Source organism: Dawidia cretensis, assembly GCF_018598175.1.
GTDB lineage: Bacteria > Bacteroidota > Bacteroidia > Cytophagales > Cyclobacteriaceae > Ohtaekwangia > Ohtaekwangia cretensis.
The window spans coordinates 1-15,389 of the sequence record NZ_JAHESE010000035.1 but is presented as its reverse complement, the minus strand read 5'-3'; the positions used below and the strand labels follow the sequence as shown (position 1 = coordinate 15,389).

At 53.5% G+C, this 15,389-nt stretch carries 13 protein-coding genes and 1 pseudogene; 9 read left to right on the top strand and 5 right to left on the bottom strand.

The window, feature by feature from the left end; all coding sequences use genetic code 11:
• The first annotated feature begins 17 nt into the window (after nucleotides 1-17).
• Complete coding sequence (locus KK062_RS24815; RefSeq protein ID WP_254087106.1) at nucleotides 18-1,748, top strand: RagB/SusD family nutrient uptake outer membrane protein; 1,731 nt, start codon at nucleotides 18-20, stop codon at nucleotides 1,746-1,748.
• Nucleotides 1,749-1,828: 80 nt separating this feature from the next.
• On the opposite strand, the gene KK062_RS24810 is transcribed toward KK062_RS24815, so the two are convergent.
• Nucleotides 1,829-2,830 carry an AraC family transcriptional regulator gene (locus tag KK062_RS24810; protein ID WP_254087068.1) on the bottom strand — a complete coding sequence of 334 codons (1,002 nt, stop codon included), beginning with the start codon at nucleotides 2,828-2,830 and terminating at the stop codon, nucleotides 1,829-1,831.
• Nucleotides 2,831-2,978: 148 nt separating this feature from the next.
• On the opposite strand from KK062_RS24810, the gene KK062_RS24805 reads away from it, so the two are divergent.
• Complete coding sequence (locus KK062_RS24805; RefSeq protein WP_254087067.1) at nucleotides 2,979-3,362, top strand: hypothetical protein; 384 nt, start codon at nucleotides 2,979-2,981, stop codon at nucleotides 3,360-3,362.
• 167 nt (nucleotides 3,363-3,529) lie between these two features.
• Nucleotides 3,530-5,761 (top strand): GH92 family glycosyl hydrolase, encoded by a 2,232-nt coding sequence (locus tag KK062_RS24800; RefSeq protein ID WP_254087066.1) that lies wholly within the window; start codon nucleotides 3,530-3,532, stop codon nucleotides 5,759-5,761.
• A 147-nt stretch (nucleotides 5,762-5,908) separates the two neighbouring features.
• On the opposite strand, the gene KK062_RS24795 is transcribed toward KK062_RS24800, so the two are convergent.
• Together KK062_RS24795 and KK062_RS24790 are read right to left on the bottom strand one after the other, a co-directional pair.
• On the bottom strand, nucleotides 5,909-8,446 hold the full coding sequence (locus KK062_RS24795; protein WP_254087065.1) for a glutaminase family protein: 2,538 nt from the start codon (nucleotides 8,444-8,446) through the stop codon (nucleotides 5,909-5,911).
• 105 nt (nucleotides 8,447-8,551) lie between these two features.
• Nucleotides 8,552-9,304 (bottom strand): SGNH/GDSL hydrolase family protein, encoded by a 753-nt coding sequence (locus KK062_RS24790; protein WP_254087064.1) that lies wholly within the window; start codon nucleotides 9,302-9,304, stop codon nucleotides 8,552-8,554.
• Between the two features lie 104 nt (nucleotides 9,305-9,408).
• Between KK062_RS24790 and KK062_RS24785 the strand changes: the two genes are divergently transcribed.
• Nucleotides 9,409-9,702 carry a hypothetical protein gene (locus tag KK062_RS24785; protein WP_254087063.1) on the top strand — a complete coding sequence of 98 codons (294 nt, stop codon included), beginning with the start codon at nucleotides 9,409-9,411 and terminating at the stop codon, nucleotides 9,700-9,702.
• Complete coding sequence (locus tag KK062_RS24780) at nucleotides 9,699-10,358, top strand: ATP-binding cassette domain-containing protein (protein ID WP_254087062.1); 660 nt, start codon at nucleotides 9,699-9,701, stop codon at nucleotides 10,356-10,358. Before KK062_RS24785 ends, KK062_RS24780 begins: the two co-directional genes overlap by 4 nt.
• On the opposite strand, the gene KK062_RS24775 is transcribed toward KK062_RS24780, so the two are convergent.
• Entirely contained in the window at nucleotides 10,330-10,599 is a 270-nt protein-coding gene (locus tag KK062_RS24775; protein WP_254087061.1) for a Rossmann-fold NAD(P)-binding domain-containing protein, read from the bottom strand. The two genes, KK062_RS24780 and KK062_RS24775, sit on opposite strands and share 29 nt — an antisense overlap.
• A 435-nt stretch (nucleotides 10,600-11,034) precedes the next feature.
• On the opposite strand from KK062_RS24775, the gene KK062_RS24770 reads away from it, so the two are divergent.
• Nucleotides 11,035-11,964: a hypothetical protein gene (locus tag KK062_RS24770; protein WP_254087060.1), complete on the top strand. Its 930-nt coding sequence runs from the start codon at nucleotides 11,035-11,037 to the stop codon at nucleotides 11,962-11,964.
• Between the two features lie 160 nt (nucleotides 11,965-12,124).
• Here the strand turns inward: KK062_RS24770 and pdxR are convergent, their stop codons facing one another.
• Complete coding sequence (gene pdxR, locus KK062_RS24765; RefSeq protein ID WP_254087059.1) at nucleotides 12,125-13,597, bottom strand: MocR-like pyridoxine biosynthesis transcription factor PdxR; 1,473 nt, start codon at nucleotides 13,595-13,597, stop codon at nucleotides 12,125-12,127.
• A gap of 89 nt (nucleotides 13,598-13,686) precedes the next feature.
• Between pdxR and KK062_RS24760 the strand changes: the two genes are divergently transcribed.
• The 3 genes and pseudogenes from KK062_RS24760 to KK062_RS24750 all read left to right on the top strand — a co-directional run.
• Nucleotides 13,687-14,088: a DoxX family membrane protein gene (locus KK062_RS24760; protein WP_254087058.1), complete on the top strand. Its 402-nt coding sequence runs from the start codon at nucleotides 13,687-13,689 to the stop codon at nucleotides 14,086-14,088.
• Nucleotides 14,089-14,091: 3 nt separating this feature from the next.
• The gene (locus tag KK062_RS24755) at nucleotides 14,092-14,883 is read left to right on the top strand and encodes an MBL fold metallo-hydrolase (RefSeq protein ID WP_254087057.1); all 792 of its coding nucleotides are present in this window, start codon (nucleotides 14,092-14,094) and stop codon (nucleotides 14,881-14,883) included.
• Between the two features lie 108 nt (nucleotides 14,884-14,991).
• A pseudogene (locus KK062_RS24750) lies at nucleotides 14,992-15,389 on the top strand (beta-L-arabinofuranosidase domain-containing protein); the annotation flags it as partial.

Below are 15,389 nucleotides of genomic sequence, written 5' to 3'. Positions count from 1 at the left end.
GATCCATCACGATCCCTATGAAAAAGATCATCATGCTTTGTAGCATCGCACTGCTCAGCCTGTGGAGCGGTTGTTCAGACTCCTTTCTCGAAACCAAACCGAAGGCGGCGCTGCTCTTACCTTCCCTGCGCAGTTATTCTGTCGCCAACTCCTTGCTGACCGCAGCCTACTCGTTACTCGACGGCTGGGCCACCACCGAAGGCGCCTATCGCTCTTACCAGGTCGGTGCCGACAACTGGGTGTATGGCAGCGTAGCCTCCGACGACGCTTATAAAGGCACAATTTCAGGTGACCAGCCGCCCATCTCGCAAATCGAGCAAGCCGACATCTCCCCGGACAATATATACTTCCGGGGCAAATGGCGGGGTATGTACGACGGCATCGCCCGGTGCAACGACTTGCTGCAACTGTTACCCCAGATTACCGAAAACATTACCGAAGACCAGCGGACGCAACTGGTAGCCGAAGCACGATTCCTCCGTGGCCATTATCACTTCGAGCTTAAAAAGATGTTCGACATGATACCCTATATCGACGAAACCATGTACAATCCAACCGACCTGGAAAGCTATAAAGTGCCCAATGACAAAGATATCTGGCCCCGCATTGAAGAGGACCTGCTGGCCGCATATAACACACTGCCGGCAACCCAGCGCCAACGGGGCCGCGCGACCAAATGGGCCGCGGCCGCGACACTGGCAAAAGCCTACCTGTTTCAGGAAAAATATCCGGAGGCCAAAATATTACTGGAGGCGATTGTTGACAGCCACCAATACGAGCTCGTTCCCCGCTTCCACGATAATTTCCGCACGGTGACCAACAACAACCTGGAGTCGATTTTTGAAGTACAATACTCCGTGAACGACGGCGCGCCCAATGGTGAAAATGGAAACATCGGATCTACGCTCAACTACCCCTACGGCGGTGGTGGTGTAACGACATGCTGCGGTTTCTTCCAACCCTCGCAGAACCTGGTCAATGCGTTTAAGACCGACGACGACGGCTTGCCGTTGCTCGATACATTTAACGACGAAGATGTTAAGAACGATCAGGGCATCGAGGTAACCGGCGAGTTTACACCGTACACCGGTACCCTCGACCCCCGCCTCGACTGGACCGTCGGTCGACGCGGCATACCATACCTCGATTGGGGTGTTCACCCCGGCAAGACCTATGTGCGTGATCAGGCGTACGCCGGCCCCTATTCACCCAAGAAGCACGTAATGTATCGCTCGGACGTTGGTACCGCTACCTTCGTTGGCAACCCACGTCTGAACGCCAATAATTATCGCATGATCCGCTATGCGCATGTGTTGCTCTGGCTGGCAGAGATTGCCGTGCGGCAAGCTGACCTGGAAACAGCCCGGGGGTATGTGAATCAGGTGCGAGCCCGTGCCGCAAATCCCGACGGCTGGGTAAAAAATGCGGATGGAACACCCGCCGCCAACTATGTCATTAACGAATATACCGATCCCTGGACCGATGCCGATCTGGCGCTAAAAGCTGTACAATTTGAACAACGCCTGGAGTTTGCCATGGAAGGCCATCGGCGGTTTGATCTCGTGCGTTGGAAGATCGCGGATCAAACACTGAATGCATACTACGAGGTGGAAAAAACAAAGCGAACCTATTTAAGAGAAGCACGATTTGTGCCGAATAAGCACGAGTATTTTCCGATTCCGCTACAGGAAATATTAAATAGTCAGGTAAACGGTAAGGCTACGCTGACACAGAATCAGAATTATTAAACATCATCGTTGCTGGCGCGAAATACTACGCATGGCAGCGACACACGAAGAGAGGCTGTTCCCCACAACAGCCTCTTTTTTTAAGCCTGGTATTCAATCGGAGTCTTCCCCGTCCAGCGCTTAAACGCCCGGCTAAAAGCGCTAAGCTCATTATACCCAAGAATAGCAGAAACCTCCTTAACAGGATGACTACGCGTTGAAAGATACCGCAGCGCCAGCGACTTCCGCACATCATCCGCAAGCTGTTGAAAAGAAACGTGCTCCTCTTGCAATCGCCGTTGCAAGCTCCGCGGACTCATATTGAAATTAGCCGCAACATCCTCAAGCGTGAGTATCCCCAGATAACTATGTCCCTCCAAACAAGTCAACACACGATCTTTGAATCCCGGAGCGACTGTAGGCAACACCGTAGTGAGACCAGCAACACGCTGTAACAGTATTTGCTGCAACGCATAGTTCGCCGTAATGATAGGCTCGTCCCAGTAATGAGCATCAAAAGTAATCGTACACGGCCCAGCCTTTCTCGTAGGCGCACAGCGAAGCACGCGAGTGTATTCGCTTGCCGGCGCAACAGCGTCGGGAAAAGTAGCCGTAAGCGGCTGCACCTTCTTCAGCAGCAAGCCATCGAGCTCGTGAATCATAAACACCGTTAAAAAGTCGCGCAAATGCCGCGTCGCCGGCGAAAGCTCTTTTACCGGCGCAACAGGTTTCAGACTGGTAGTAAACGCCGCACGCGTCCGCTTGATCTCGACGGTATATTGATCCGTCACCAACGCCGTAAGCGGCGCCACCGTTGTCAACGCCTCGCCCACCGTACGGCTGGTCTGTATGATCTGTCCCACGATACCCAAAGCTGTCAATTGAATGGACTCGCCGAAGTGCAATCCAAAGAGCGGGTCCTGGCACAACTGTGCTGCATGAAACCACAGATCGTCATATTGCCGGGAGGTGATGGTAGCCGTACCGTTTCGCATAGCAGACAGGTCCACATGGGCTGCCTGGGTAATCGCTTCTGGCGCTACACCGCGTTGCACGGCGTAAGCCAACAAGGTCATCAATAGAGAATGGCGTTGTTCTTCCATACGCGTAAAGGTAAAAGCAAAAACACGGCTTTCTACAGCCCGCAAACCCGGTGGCGTAAAATGGTAAACGCTTGGCGCATAAAGGTAAGCCGCCCGCCCGGCGCGTAGGATACCTTTGAATCATCAAAAACAAAAAACACATAGACATATGAATAGCCTGTTTAATCTCCGCAATGTTCTTTTTCTGAATGGCATCAGCTCGGGCGCTACCGGCGCACTGCTAGCCGTATTCGCCGGCACATTCGCATCCTGGTTTGGTGTAACTACGCCGACCCCTTTTGTTGAAGTAGGTCTTTTTCTGGTAGCGTTCGCTGCGCTGGTCATCGTTGCGGCGTTGCGACAGCCGCAGGCCCCCGGACTGGTGCGCCTCATTATTGTGCTGGACGTATCGTGGGTACTGGTTAGCATCCTGGTGGTCGTTTTACAACCTGTTGCGCTTTCCCTGGTCGGAAACCTGCTCATTCTGGGCGTGGCAGCCTGGGTAGCGGCAATGGCAGGCCTGCAACGGCGCGGCCTGAGCCAACCCGCGTAAGATTGATGAGCGGGGTTGCATCTGAACGTTCCCCTGGCTACTTTTGACACCGTAGCTAAACCCTTTTAGCGTATCGCTAAGGCCGTTTTTCTACGCCCCGAGCCCCTACTCAGAAAGGGCTCGGGGCCTCATTATTTCAGTAGGGAACAGTTTAAACGTGCAGGGTCATGACCAGAATTTCCATTTTCACTTTCGTATGTTTCATATTTTTTACGGGCGCCCACGCGCAAGAGCCGCTCACGCCGTACGTTAACCCGTTGATCGGCTCGGCCGGCCACGGCCACGTATTTGTGGGGGCAAACGTACCCTTTGGCGCCGCCCAGCTCGGGCCTGTCAACATCTTCGAGGGTTGGGACTGGTGCAGCGGCTACAACTACTCCAGCAACACCATCATCGGCTTTGCCCACACCCACCTGAGCGGTACGGGTATCGGTGACCTGAACGACATCGTCATCATGCCCGGTACCGGCGCACCCGTGTTAGCAAAAGGCACAAAAGAAAATCCGAACGAAGGCTACCTGTCCACATTCTCACACGCAAACGAAATCGCCCGCCCGGGCTACTATAAAGTACTCCTGGACAAATACAACATTCAGGCCGAGCTCACGACCACCGCGCGTGTAGGCTTTCACCAGTATACATTTAAAAAGCCCTATGAGAAACCCCACGTGCTTGTCGACCTCATCGAAGGCATTGGTTGGGATGCGCCGGTAGAAGCCTACATCCGCCAGGTGGACGATAAGACGCTTGTTGGTTATCGTTTTTCAAAAGGCTGGTCTTCCGACCAACGCCAATACTTTGCGATTAAGCTCTCCCACCCCGTCGCATCGGTCGCGTTATACGACAGCGCCGTGGCCGCGGGCAACAAACCGGAAACAAAAGGCAAACGCATTCAGGCAGTGCTGAGCTTCCGCGATATACCGGGCGAAGTCCTGAAGATCAAAGTCGGCCTCTCGCCGGTGAGCTTCGAAAACGCCCTGCAAAACATCGAATCGGAGCTACCGGGATGGGACTTTACGGCCACCGCAAAAGCTGCCGACACACAGTGGAACAACGAGCTGAGCAAAGTGCGCATCAAAGGCCCGGAGGAAACCAAAAAGGTGTTTTATACCGCCCTATACCACACCATGATCGCCCCGTCGCTCTTTAACGATGTCAACGGCGACTACCGCGGAACCGACAAAAAAGTATATACAAAAGCACCCTTCACAAACTATACCACCTTCTCGCTCTGGGACACCTACCGCGCGTATCACCCGCTGTATACCCTGGTGCACGGCGACCGCGTGCCGGATATCATCAACACCTTCCTCGCCATCTATCAACAACAAGGCAAACTGCCGGTATGGCACCTGATGGGCAGCGAGACAAACACCATGCTTGGCTACCACGCCGTGCCCGTCATTGTCGACGCCTACCTGAAAGGCTACCGCGGCTTTGACGTGAACCTGGCATACGAAGCCGTAAAACAGTCGGCGATGCAAAAGACAGAAGGCATCAACTACGTACAAAAGCTTCGCTACATTCCGGCAGACAGCATGGTCGAGTCCGTGGCCAAAGGCCTGGAATATGCCATCGATGATGCCTGCATTGCCCGTATGGCCAAGGCGTTGGGCAAAAAGGAAGACTACGAATATTTCTCGAAGCGCGCGAAACTCTACACCCAATACTTCGATCCGAAAACACGGTTTATGCGCGGCAAGCTCAGCAATGGCCAATGGCGCACACCCTTCGACCCCATCGCGTCTAAACACCGCGAAGACGACTACGCCGAAGGAAACGCCTGGCAGTATACCTGGCTCGTATCGCACGACGCCCCCGGACTCATTAAGCTCTTCGGCAGTCGGGAAGCATTCCTGAGCAAGCTTGACTCGCTATTCACAATCGCCTCAGACCTCGGCCACGGCAGCTCACCCGACATCAGCGGCCTGATTGGCCAGTACGCGCACGGCAACGAACCAGGCCATCATACTACATATTTATATGCCTACGCCGGGGTACCCTACAAGACCGCACCCCTCATTCGCAAAATCACCAGCACATTCTATACATCTAAACCCGACGGCCTCTGTGGCAACGAAGACGTAGGCCAGATGTCAGCCTGGTATATACTATCAGCGCTGGGCTTCTATTCCGTAAATCCAGCCGATGGCCAGTACGTATTCGGTTCGCCATTAGTAGACCACGCCATCATCCAAACATCCGGCAAACCCTTCACCCTCGACGTTGTCGGCAACAGCGCCGAGAACATCTATATCCAAAAAATGGAACTGAACGGCAAAGCCTACACAAAATCGTTCATCCGCCACACAGACCTCACAGCAGGCGGCACCCTAAAAATCTACATGGGCAAAACCCCCTCCAAATGGGGAACCAACAAAAACGACATCCCACAATAACAACGAGCACCTGGTTCAAGTCTTCCGACCGAAGGGAGGGCGACTTGGCCCCCCGCCGATGCCAGTCTTCAGACTGGCGAGGAACCCCATAAAAAACAAAAGGCCATCCCACACCGGAGATGGCCTTTTAACTATATATCTCTATCCTTACTGATTAACCTTCGGCGCCTCCTCCAGCAATTTAATAAAGTACCCCCCTACAACAGAGCGAGCCTGAAAGCCCACCTGCTTCCCATCAGTAGTCTCATACCAATCCGACATCGGCACACGCGTAGGCGTCCCCGTCACATACGTATAAAGCGGATCAATAATCTTCTTAAACGTCGTGCTGTCATTCGCCAGCGTTGCCGTCCAAACAATCCAATCGGATTTAGTATACGTACGACGGCTGTCAAGCGGCAAACCATACGTATTCTGCTTCGTGAGATAATATTTCAACTCGCGTTCAGCCACTTCCTTCGGGAAAATATTGAAGCCAAGCAGCTTATCCCACACCATGTTATACTTCTGGCTCCAGGTACCGGGCTGGTCGAATGTGAGGCGGTAATGATCGCCGTCATTCGCCATCTTCACCCACTCTTCCGCCATACGCGCAGCTTCTTCTTTGTACAGCTTGGCCGTATCCTGCTTGTTCAGCATCTCTGCCAGCATACCGTAAGAGGCAATGCCCATAATAGCTTTGATCGACAGGTTAGTATTATGCGCCAGGTGACCGGCGAAGTCGTCCGTACAAAGCTGGTTTGCCGGATCAAGACCATTCTCACGCAAATAACCCGCCCAGGTCGTAAGCACCTTCCAGTGCGCCTTCGCGTAGTTGGCATTGCCCTCACGCTTGGCAATAGCGCCTGTCAGCACGAGCATGTTACCGCACTCTTCCACCGGCATATCTTCGCCATAGGTCTGACCGTTGGCCAGCGGGTACGTACCGACATCGTGCGCCGCGAAGGGCTTCTTCCACTTGCCGCTTTCGGAGTAATAAAAGATCGGGTTCATCATGCCCTTGAGCAGCTCAGGATTATATTTCAGGAACAGCGGGGCAGAAGGATATGTCACGTCTACCGTACCGATCGAGCCGTTGCTGAAATTCTCTTTCGAAAGAAAGAGGATGTTGCCAACGGAGTCCTGGGTCAGCTTGTGCGCCGCAATGGACTGGCGGAAAGCCAGTACACAAATGTCGGCATATTGCTTACCACCTGCTTGCAGCGTCTCCGCGTATACTTGTTTATCGAATGCATTACACTTCTCCTTTACCTCCTGGTAATCGGCTTGTGCTTCGTTCAGGATGTCATCGATAGTGGCGTTTTTCGTTTGTTTCCACCAGGCCGGACGGTTGTCGCCAAAGTATTGAATGGACGATACGTCGTCGTACGCAATCATGATGTAACCCGAAGATGCCTTGGAACCTACCTTACCCAGATTGTGTACATAGCTCATGGCCGGCGTGCTATCGGTCAGCTTGGCCTTGGTCTCGCCGGCGCTGGCCGCCAGGTCTCCGTTGTTACTAAATTGCTCTTTCGCGGCGACAGCCGACGTGCCAATGCCCAGTTTCGTTTGTTCCGGCTGTGGCGATACGAGGTAAGCATACCCCCAGTCTATACGCACATTGTCGCCCTTGCGCTTTAATACCGGTTGTTCGGTGGTGCCCGCACGCAGATACGCTACATTGCCGGCTTTACCCTCCGTTACGACAACCTCCTGATTTAGGCTATTCACGGCCCAGCTCGGCGTCATTTCAAAATATACTTCCACGGCGTGTTCCTGGCCATCGTTCGACGTCACGCTGTAGTCGACGAAGCTGATCGGACGCGACAGCAGGTTGAGGTCGGTGGGCAGCAGCGGCGAGCGGAATGTCACTTCCAGTCCTACCCCGCCGCAGGTAAAGTCATAGCGGGTTTGGGTGGCCGACACGGCAACGCCATCCTGTTTCGCAGTTTGTTTAAATACTTCCGGTTGCGCTGAATTGGTATACAGGCCAAAATCAAGATACGCCAGGCCACCGGTGTCTTTGCAATGGCCGGCAAGGATGTTGGGGCCGTCTTTACGCAGCAACGATGCGTCGATCTTTAACAGCACGTCCATGCGCGCGGCGGCGCCGGTATTAACAATCTCCTGGCCATTGAGATACAATTCGAAATTGTCGTCGTGTGAATAGATCAGGTATACAGCCGAATCGATCTCGGACAGCGTAAACGTACGCCGCACCCAAATGTCGTCTGCGTCCCAAACAGTGACGCTGGAATTAAAATCCTTTGTGCCAAAGGCCGCTTTACCGCTTTTCCACGCACCCGTCGGTTTATACTCGGGTTTTTCCCAGCCGGCAGCAGGAGCTTTTGTGGTGTACTGGCCTTCCCAGGCCTGATCTTTCGCCATGGGAACGAGGGCTTTTAAGGGATATTTTTCCTTGCCCAGAAAGCGATATACCGTACCGTCTACGCGCACGGCGCCGGTTAACGCGTGGATTTCGCCGGTCCAGTGGCGCACGGCGTCATCATACAGATTGTCGGCCATCGACCAGGCACTGGTATACGGATCGATCGTCACCAACGGATAGGCCGGTGCATGGGCGCTGGTAAATTGTGCGGTCGCGCCGTCCGCGGGTGTTGTAGATTTGGATTTGTCGCAGGAGATCAACCCCCACGTCAGGCAGCACATAGCTACCCATACATACTTCGTCTGGTATCTCATCAATTATGTTGTTGTAGTATCGCAAAATAAGAAGATCGCCGAACTTTCATAGCCTGTACTGTCATCTTCGCGCACGCCAGGCCAATTTAGGGCATTCGCACTTCGTTATCGAAGCTGGGGCACCCGCTTTCCCACTTGCCGCAGCCACGCACGCGCCATCAGCTCATGTCCGGGCACCGTCGGATGTATACCATCCCAGATCCAATAGTCGGCCGGCGCCATTTTACAAGCGTCCTGGAACACCTGCTGATAGCCTACAAACACGGCGTTAAAGCGCTTCGCAAGATTGCGTACAACTGTTTGGCGTTTCGCGACCGCAGGCTGCCACGCCGACAGATTTTCTTTAACCGGGCCTATGGGTAGTATAAACGGTTCTCCCAGCACCAACACGGCGTTGGGCAATGCCTGCTGTGTTGCGGTGAGCAGCGTTGAATAGCGCTCGCCAAAGCTGCTACCTTCGGGGTCCTGCTGATTCCGCAAGGCAAAGAATACATCGTTCACACCAATGAGAATGCTCACCACGTCAGGTTTAAGGGCCAGTGCCTCCGCCTCCCAGCGCGCGGCCAGGTCGGTAATGGTGTTACCACTGATACCCTTGTTGATAAACGTGAGATTTCGTTCGGGATGATCGGCGCCCAGGCGGCTGGCAATGCTGAATGCATAGCCATGGCCCATGATATGATTCGGGTCGTCTGTACGCCCACGGTTGCCATCCGTAATAGAATCGCCCTGGAACAACACGGTAAACGACTGGCCATCGCCCACGGGTATAGTGTCACTAAAAAAATGGCGCGGCAAGGGCAGTGCTGCAGTGGCCAGGGTTGCCTGGTGCAAAAAAAGCCTTCTGGTGAGTGGCATCGTGGTGGCGTCTAAATTTGTCCTAATATGCTATAATTCCGCGATCCATAAAAGCCTGGTGGAACCATACCATAAATTGGCATATACTTTGCCTTTCATCCGCCATGCTTGCCATCTTTACCTTCTACCGAAACTTTCTGTACCCTTCAACCGCCGTCAATCTTTTTAGTTGTTACATAATCCTCGACAACGGGTCGGGCTTTTACGGATTGGCGCTGTTCTGGTTAAAGGTCTTTACCATTCCGCTGCTCGGTGCCTTGTTTCACCTCTCTCACGCCGGGCGACTCTATTTCTTTCACAACCTGGGGTACTCAACACCCCGATTATATACGCTTACCGCATTATTTGATCTGAGCATTTGGCTTCTTCTCATCATCCTAACCGCACAGTTCGTATGAACGATCTGTTAGAATTCGATGGCATCGAGCTAAGCTATGGGCCGCAAAGGATTCTCTCGGGTATCTACATGAAATGCCCGGTAGGCAATATCACGGGTATACTGGGACGCAATGGTTGTGGCAAGTCCAGCTTGCTAAAGGTAGTATTTGGCAGCCTCCCGGTACCCGTCCGGTCGGTACGCATCAACGGGCAATACCTCGCCGGCGACTATATGAAGAAACAGATCATTGCATACCTGCCGCAAGAGGATCTGATCCCCGCGAACATTCAGCTCCGGCAGGCGCTCCGGCTATTTGATGTCGACCCGCGGCACATCCTGGAATACTTTCCCGAAGCAGAACAGTTTTTGTCGCTCCGGTCCCGCGAGCTCTCCGGCGGCTACCGCCGCATCATCGAAGCCATGATGGTCCTGCATTCCCGGGCTACCTTTTGCTTATTGGATGAACCCTTCACCGGCGTGATGCCCGTGCATGTGGATATACTCCGGCACGTATTGACAAAAGCGAAAGAACGGAAAGGTATTATTCTGACCGACCATCTTTATCGCCAGGTATTATCCGTGGCGGATCATCTCTATATTTTATCCGATGGGCGTACGTTTGCCATAAAAGATCACGAAGACCTTGTCACACGGGGCTATATTCATACGCTGTAGACGAACCGTCAGCTCGTACCGCTTCCACCGTTGCAATCACGCGCACGCAGTAATCCCAAACCTTTTTTCGATTCTCTATGGAGTCGTACTTTCTACTAACTAACGCGGGCTTCAAGTCAATAAAATATTTCCCGCTTACGCCTTTCACGGCGGCATCGGCTGCCAGGTACACCAACGTCTCCGCCCCTTTCTCCGGCGTCCGGAAAAACAACCGCGCTACCTTTACCAATGTATTTAACACGCGGCCTAAGTCGCTCTGCAGGCCAAAGCCGTTGCTACCGCGCCCGGGTGCATGGTATTGACAGTAACATTTGCCACGCCTTGCTCACGTAAGTGCCCGGACAACATTTCAGTAATGAACTCGTGGATGAGATGATCCTCTGGGGGTACAACCACCGGAAAAAGCTGATCACCCAGCCTTAAAAGACCATCATACCCGTATCAAAGCTATACCATAGCCGTACATAGAGCATACCAAAGCTATTACATACTTATCCCATCGCTACAAAATTTCCGCCCATCGAGTCCGTTATCTATAATTTCTGCAGAACGAAATACAAATACGTCCAAAAACATACAATTCACTCGTAAAACATTCCTAACCTGAATAATACGGTTGACACGTCCTCCTTCTTTTCCGACATTAGCCGTATAACGCTAAACGAGGGGGACACGCATGGCAAAACAGACAGGCATCATTATTTTGGAAGGTCCGATAGGTGAAGATGTATGCTATATACATCCAAAATTTGGTCCCCTAAGACGTCGGAAGACCTCGGTGAACGCCGAGCGTATCCGCATGGACGCCGCATTTGCACGCGTGCGCGAAAACAATAGCGACTTTGCCCACGGCGCCGCGTTGGTAAAATCCATCCGTGCGGCATTCAGGGCAGTCTACGCGTCCGTGGCAGATCGCCATATGACAAGCCGGCTAACAAGCGCAGTAACGACTGCTATTCGCACAGACGCCACGCACATACCTGGAAAACGCTCCATTCTGCACGGCGACATCACACCCCTACTAGGTGTCGAGTTCAATAAAGGAACTTCTTTTAGCAAGCTCCTGCGCACACCGTATTCAGTAATGCCGGGTAAAGATCGCAACACCACGGTCACGTCGTTTACCGACGTTATTCCCGCGCATCATCTCTATGCTCCAAAAAGTGCATCCCATTATCGTGTGGTCAGCAGCGTGGCCTATATCGATCCTGCAACCGGCAACCATGCAGTCCAGACAACGACCAGTGAAGCGTTTCCCGCAAAGGGCAAAACTCCCATGAATATATCCCTCACAAACACGTTGGCCTACGAACCAGGAACATTGCGACTGCACGTGCTGGGAATTGAATTTATGCAGGAGACCAATGGATGCTTCTATCCGCTCACGAATAAAGCTTTTCACGCCCTGACATTGGTGGGTGCAGAAATAGTACCCACCCGGGTGGTCCGCAAAATAAAGAAACGTCGCACACCGCGGCCGATGACTTTTTTGCAAAGATTCTTCCGGCAGCCTGTCGACCGCGCAGGCATACCGCGCGGACGGCAATCCACACCGGTCAGAGACTGGCACCCTGACAGGCCCAAGTCTCCACCCGAAACAGGCTAATACTCATGCCACGACACACGCGCATCTGGTTCAAGTCTTCCGACCGAATGGAGGCGACTTGGACCTATTCCAATGACAGTCTTCAGACTGCCGAGAAAGCTCGTAATCATATACCCACCCGGCAACAGTCCCGAAAAAATCATTGCGCTCGCTCTCACACTCATACTGTTCCCAATATTCCCTTCAAAATCCCCACAGCCTGCTCCTGCTCTTTCAGATCGAGCGAAGCAAACCCCAGTCGCACGGCATTATACTTAGCCCTGCCAGAATCATAGCTCGTCCCATCTTTAATAACAAGTCCCTTCTCGAAAGCCCGGGGCGACACCTTCTTCAAATCAGCGCGAAACCGCGCCCACACAGACATCCCCCCGTCAGGAATCGTAAAATCAAGGTGCCCCGGCAACTCGGCCTTCAGCAAATCACAGAAATGGTCCCGTCGCTCGCGGTACAGCTTCACCGATTTCTTGATGTGCCGCGTCAGCGTACCATCGCGGTATAGCTCGGCAATGGCATGCTCCATAAAACTATCCCCCTGCGTATCGACCGTCTTGCGGAAGTAAGTAGCGGTTTGAATAAAGTCCGCCGGCGCCACGATAAAGCCGAACCGCACGGCAGGTGCAAACGTCTTGGTCAGGGTACCGACGTAGACTACATTGCCCCGGCTGTCATGACTGGCCATCGGCATAATGGGACGGCTGGCATAATGAAAGTCGTAATCATAATCGTCTTCCAGGATAGCAAATTTATACTGCGCCGCCAGGTGCAGCAAATGCATCCGCCGTTCAGGCGACAGCGTTACCGTGGTGGGGTTGTGATGATGAGGAATGACATAAAGCAACCGGATCTTTTTCTTCTTACACAGCTGTTCTACTTTGGCCGTATCGATCCCATCGCCGTCGACGGAGACCTCGTTCAGCCGCGCACCCAGTTGCCGGAAGGTAATGTCCGCCATGTTGTAGCCGGGTTTGCCGACAATGACCTCATCACCGGGCTTTAAGATCACCGAGCCCGCCACAAAAATCCCCATCTGGGCGCCTTTGGTGATGAGTATATTCTCCGGTGTCACCGCCAGGCCGCGCGTATCGCATAAAAGCTCCGCCAGCGTTTGTCGCAGCAATAACGTGCCCTGCGCGCCACCGTATTGCAGGTACTTCCGATTAACGCTGCGGCGGGAGAGATTGCGAATAGCAGCCCCAAGCTCTTGAATAGGCGCCAGCCGGATGTCGGGGAAGCCATCGTTGAATACCAATCTATGGGTAGATTGGAAATCGGATGTCGCGACGGGAAGGATACGTTTTTTGTCATAGCTAAATCCCACTGTTTCGGAAAAGCCGGCAGGCGTTGTTTGTCGCATGATCCGCAACGGCGCCAACAACGGCGGTACCGCCTTGACAAAGGTGCCCTGGCGCGCGCGCAGCTCGATCCAGCCTTGCGCGTCGAGCTCCTGAAATGCGGCAACGACCGTCATGCGATTGACCTCCAGCAAGGCACCCAGCTCCCGCGTGCCGGGCAGCTTTAAACCCTTCCGTAATTTACCCTGCCGGATACCGGCAATGATCGCATTGCTGATTTGCAGGTATACCGGCACCGACGATGTCGCATCAATCTCAATCAGTTCCTGTAACAGTTTCATAGCTGGATGAGGTAATTTATTAAAACTGGATTATTTCGCTCATCCAGTAAACATATAGTTTTGAGGCGTAACATTCAAACGAAAATCCTATGCAACAACTTCTCTTACGCCTGGCATTATCGGCTACGTTCCTTTCTGCCGTGGCCTCGCGGCTCGGCCTGTGGGGCGCACGCTCGAGTGGCTGGAAAGGCTTTCTGGACTACACCGCCCAAACGTGCTCCTGGGCACCCGCCGGCTGGATCCCGTTCCTGGCCGTCGCGGCCACCACGCTGGAAGTCGTCCTGGCCATCCTCCTGTTTGTCGGCTATCAAACAGCCTGGGCCGCCCTCGGCAGCGCCACATTAACAATCTTCTTCGCGTTGTCAATGGCCTGGTCGTTCGGCCTCAAAGAGCCGCTGGACTACAGCGTCTTTGTATTTTCGGCAGCAGCGCTCCTGCTATCCAGCCTGAAAGACTTTCCCTGGAGCATCGACCAACTTTTAACCCGCTAAGCCATGACCCCCCAAACCGTGTGCAGCACCTGCGGCACCTATTATCCGAATGACAACGTGCCGACGCTTTGCACCATCTGCAACGAAGAGCGTCAGTATATTCCCGACGGCGGCCAACGCTGGACGACCACTGAAGAATTACACCACAAGCATAGCATGAAAGTGACCAGGCTTCGCGAAAATCTGTACCAGCTGGAAGTCAATCCCACCTTTGCAATCGGCCAGCGGGCGCTGTTGGTACTCTCGGAACATGGCAATATCCTGTGGGATTGTATTCCCCTACTCGACGAAGCCACCGTCGCCTTCATTCAGGCGCACGGCGGTTTGCAGGCCATTGCCTTCTCGCACCCGCATTATTATAGCAACATGAACGACTGGGCCGACGTGTTTCAATGCCCGGTATACATCCACCGGCACGACGCCATGCACATCGTGCAACAAGGACCGCATATTCAACTTTGGGAAGGCGATGAGCTTGCGCTCTGGAATGGCATGAAGTTATTCCTCATCGGCGGCCACTTCGAAGGAAGCAGCCTGTTGCACATACCGTTCCTATCACCGCAGGGCAGCATTTTATGCGGCGATACCCTGTTCCTGTCGCCCAGCAAAAAACATTTCTCGGTGCAGCGCAGCTATCCCAACAAAATACCGCTACCCGTAAAAGAAATGCGCCGCATCCACGCACGCCTGGAGGCAATCCCCTTCGATGCCTTCTATGGCTATATCAACACACAGAACCTGTTTGAGGACGTAAAACCCATCCTGCACGATTCCATGCAACGTTATTTTGCCTAGTGTTGTGCGTCGAAATGCCTTTATTCGCGCTCACACTCCACACGCACACTGTTTTCGCTTTCTGTCTTGTGAAATAAAATTGTAAACTAGCAAGACAAAACACACATCATGAGACCGAAGACCATTGTCCTGCTGGCCGGGGCCTGCCTGTGGCTGTACGCGGCGCACGCCCAAAACGCGAACTATGTTTCCAACCGGACGCCCCTGCAACCCACGCCATTCATAGCCCTACCGTTGGGTAGCATTACCCCCAAGGGGTGGCTGGCGACGCAATTAACACTGCAAAAGAACGGCCTGACGGGTCATTCCGAAGCGATTTATTCCGAGCTGAAATCAGACGCCGCCTGGCTGGGCGGCAAAGCGCCCGACTCTGACTGGGAGCGCCCTACCTATTATTTGCGGGGGCTGATCGGACTCGCATATTCCCTGCACGACGCCGAGCTAAAACAACGCGCGCAAAAGTGGATCGATTGGGCGCTGAACAGCCAGGCCGCCAACGGCAGCTT

Coding starts and splice junctions, on each gene's coding strand:
- KK062_RS24815 (WP_254087106.1), top strand. CDS start 18: ATGAAAAAGATCATCATGCTTTGTAGCATCGCACTGCTCAGCCTGTGG.
- KK062_RS24800 (WP_254087066.1), top strand. CDS start 3,530: ATGACCAGAATTTCCATTTTCACTTTCGTATGTTTCATATTTTTTACG.
- KK062_RS24805 (WP_254087067.1), top strand. CDS start 2,979: ATGAATAGCCTGTTTAATCTCCGCAATGTTCTTTTTCTGAATGGCATC.
- KK062_RS24795 (WP_254087065.1), bottom strand. CDS start 8,446: ATGAGATACCAGACGAAGTATGTATGGGTAGCTATGTGCTGCCTGACG.
- KK062_RS24790 (WP_254087064.1), bottom strand. CDS start 9,304: ATGCCACTCACCAGAAGGCTTTTTTTGCACCAGGCAACCCTGGCCACT.
- KK062_RS24785 (WP_254087063.1), top strand. CDS start 9,409: ATGCTTGCCATCTTTACCTTCTACCGAAACTTTCTGTACCCTTCAACC.
- KK062_RS24770 (WP_254087060.1), top strand. CDS start 11,035: ATGGCAAAACAGACAGGCATCATTATTTTGGAAGGTCCGATAGGTGAA.
- KK062_RS24760 (WP_254087058.1), top strand. CDS start 13,687: ATGCAACAACTTCTCTTACGCCTGGCATTATCGGCTACGTTCCTTTCT.
- KK062_RS24755 (WP_254087057.1), top strand. CDS start 14,092: ATGACCCCCCAAACCGTGTGCAGCACCTGCGGCACCTATTATCCGAAT.
- KK062_RS24780 (WP_254087062.1), top strand. CDS start 9,699: ATGAACGATCTGTTAGAATTCGATGGCATCGAGCTAAGCTATGGGCCG.
- pdxR (WP_254087059.1), bottom strand. CDS start 13,597: ATGAAACTGTTACAGGAACTGATTGAGATTGATGCGACATCGTCGGTG.
- KK062_RS24810 (WP_254087068.1), bottom strand. CDS start 2,830: ATGGAAGAACAACGCCATTCTCTATTGATGACCTTGTTGGCTTACGCC.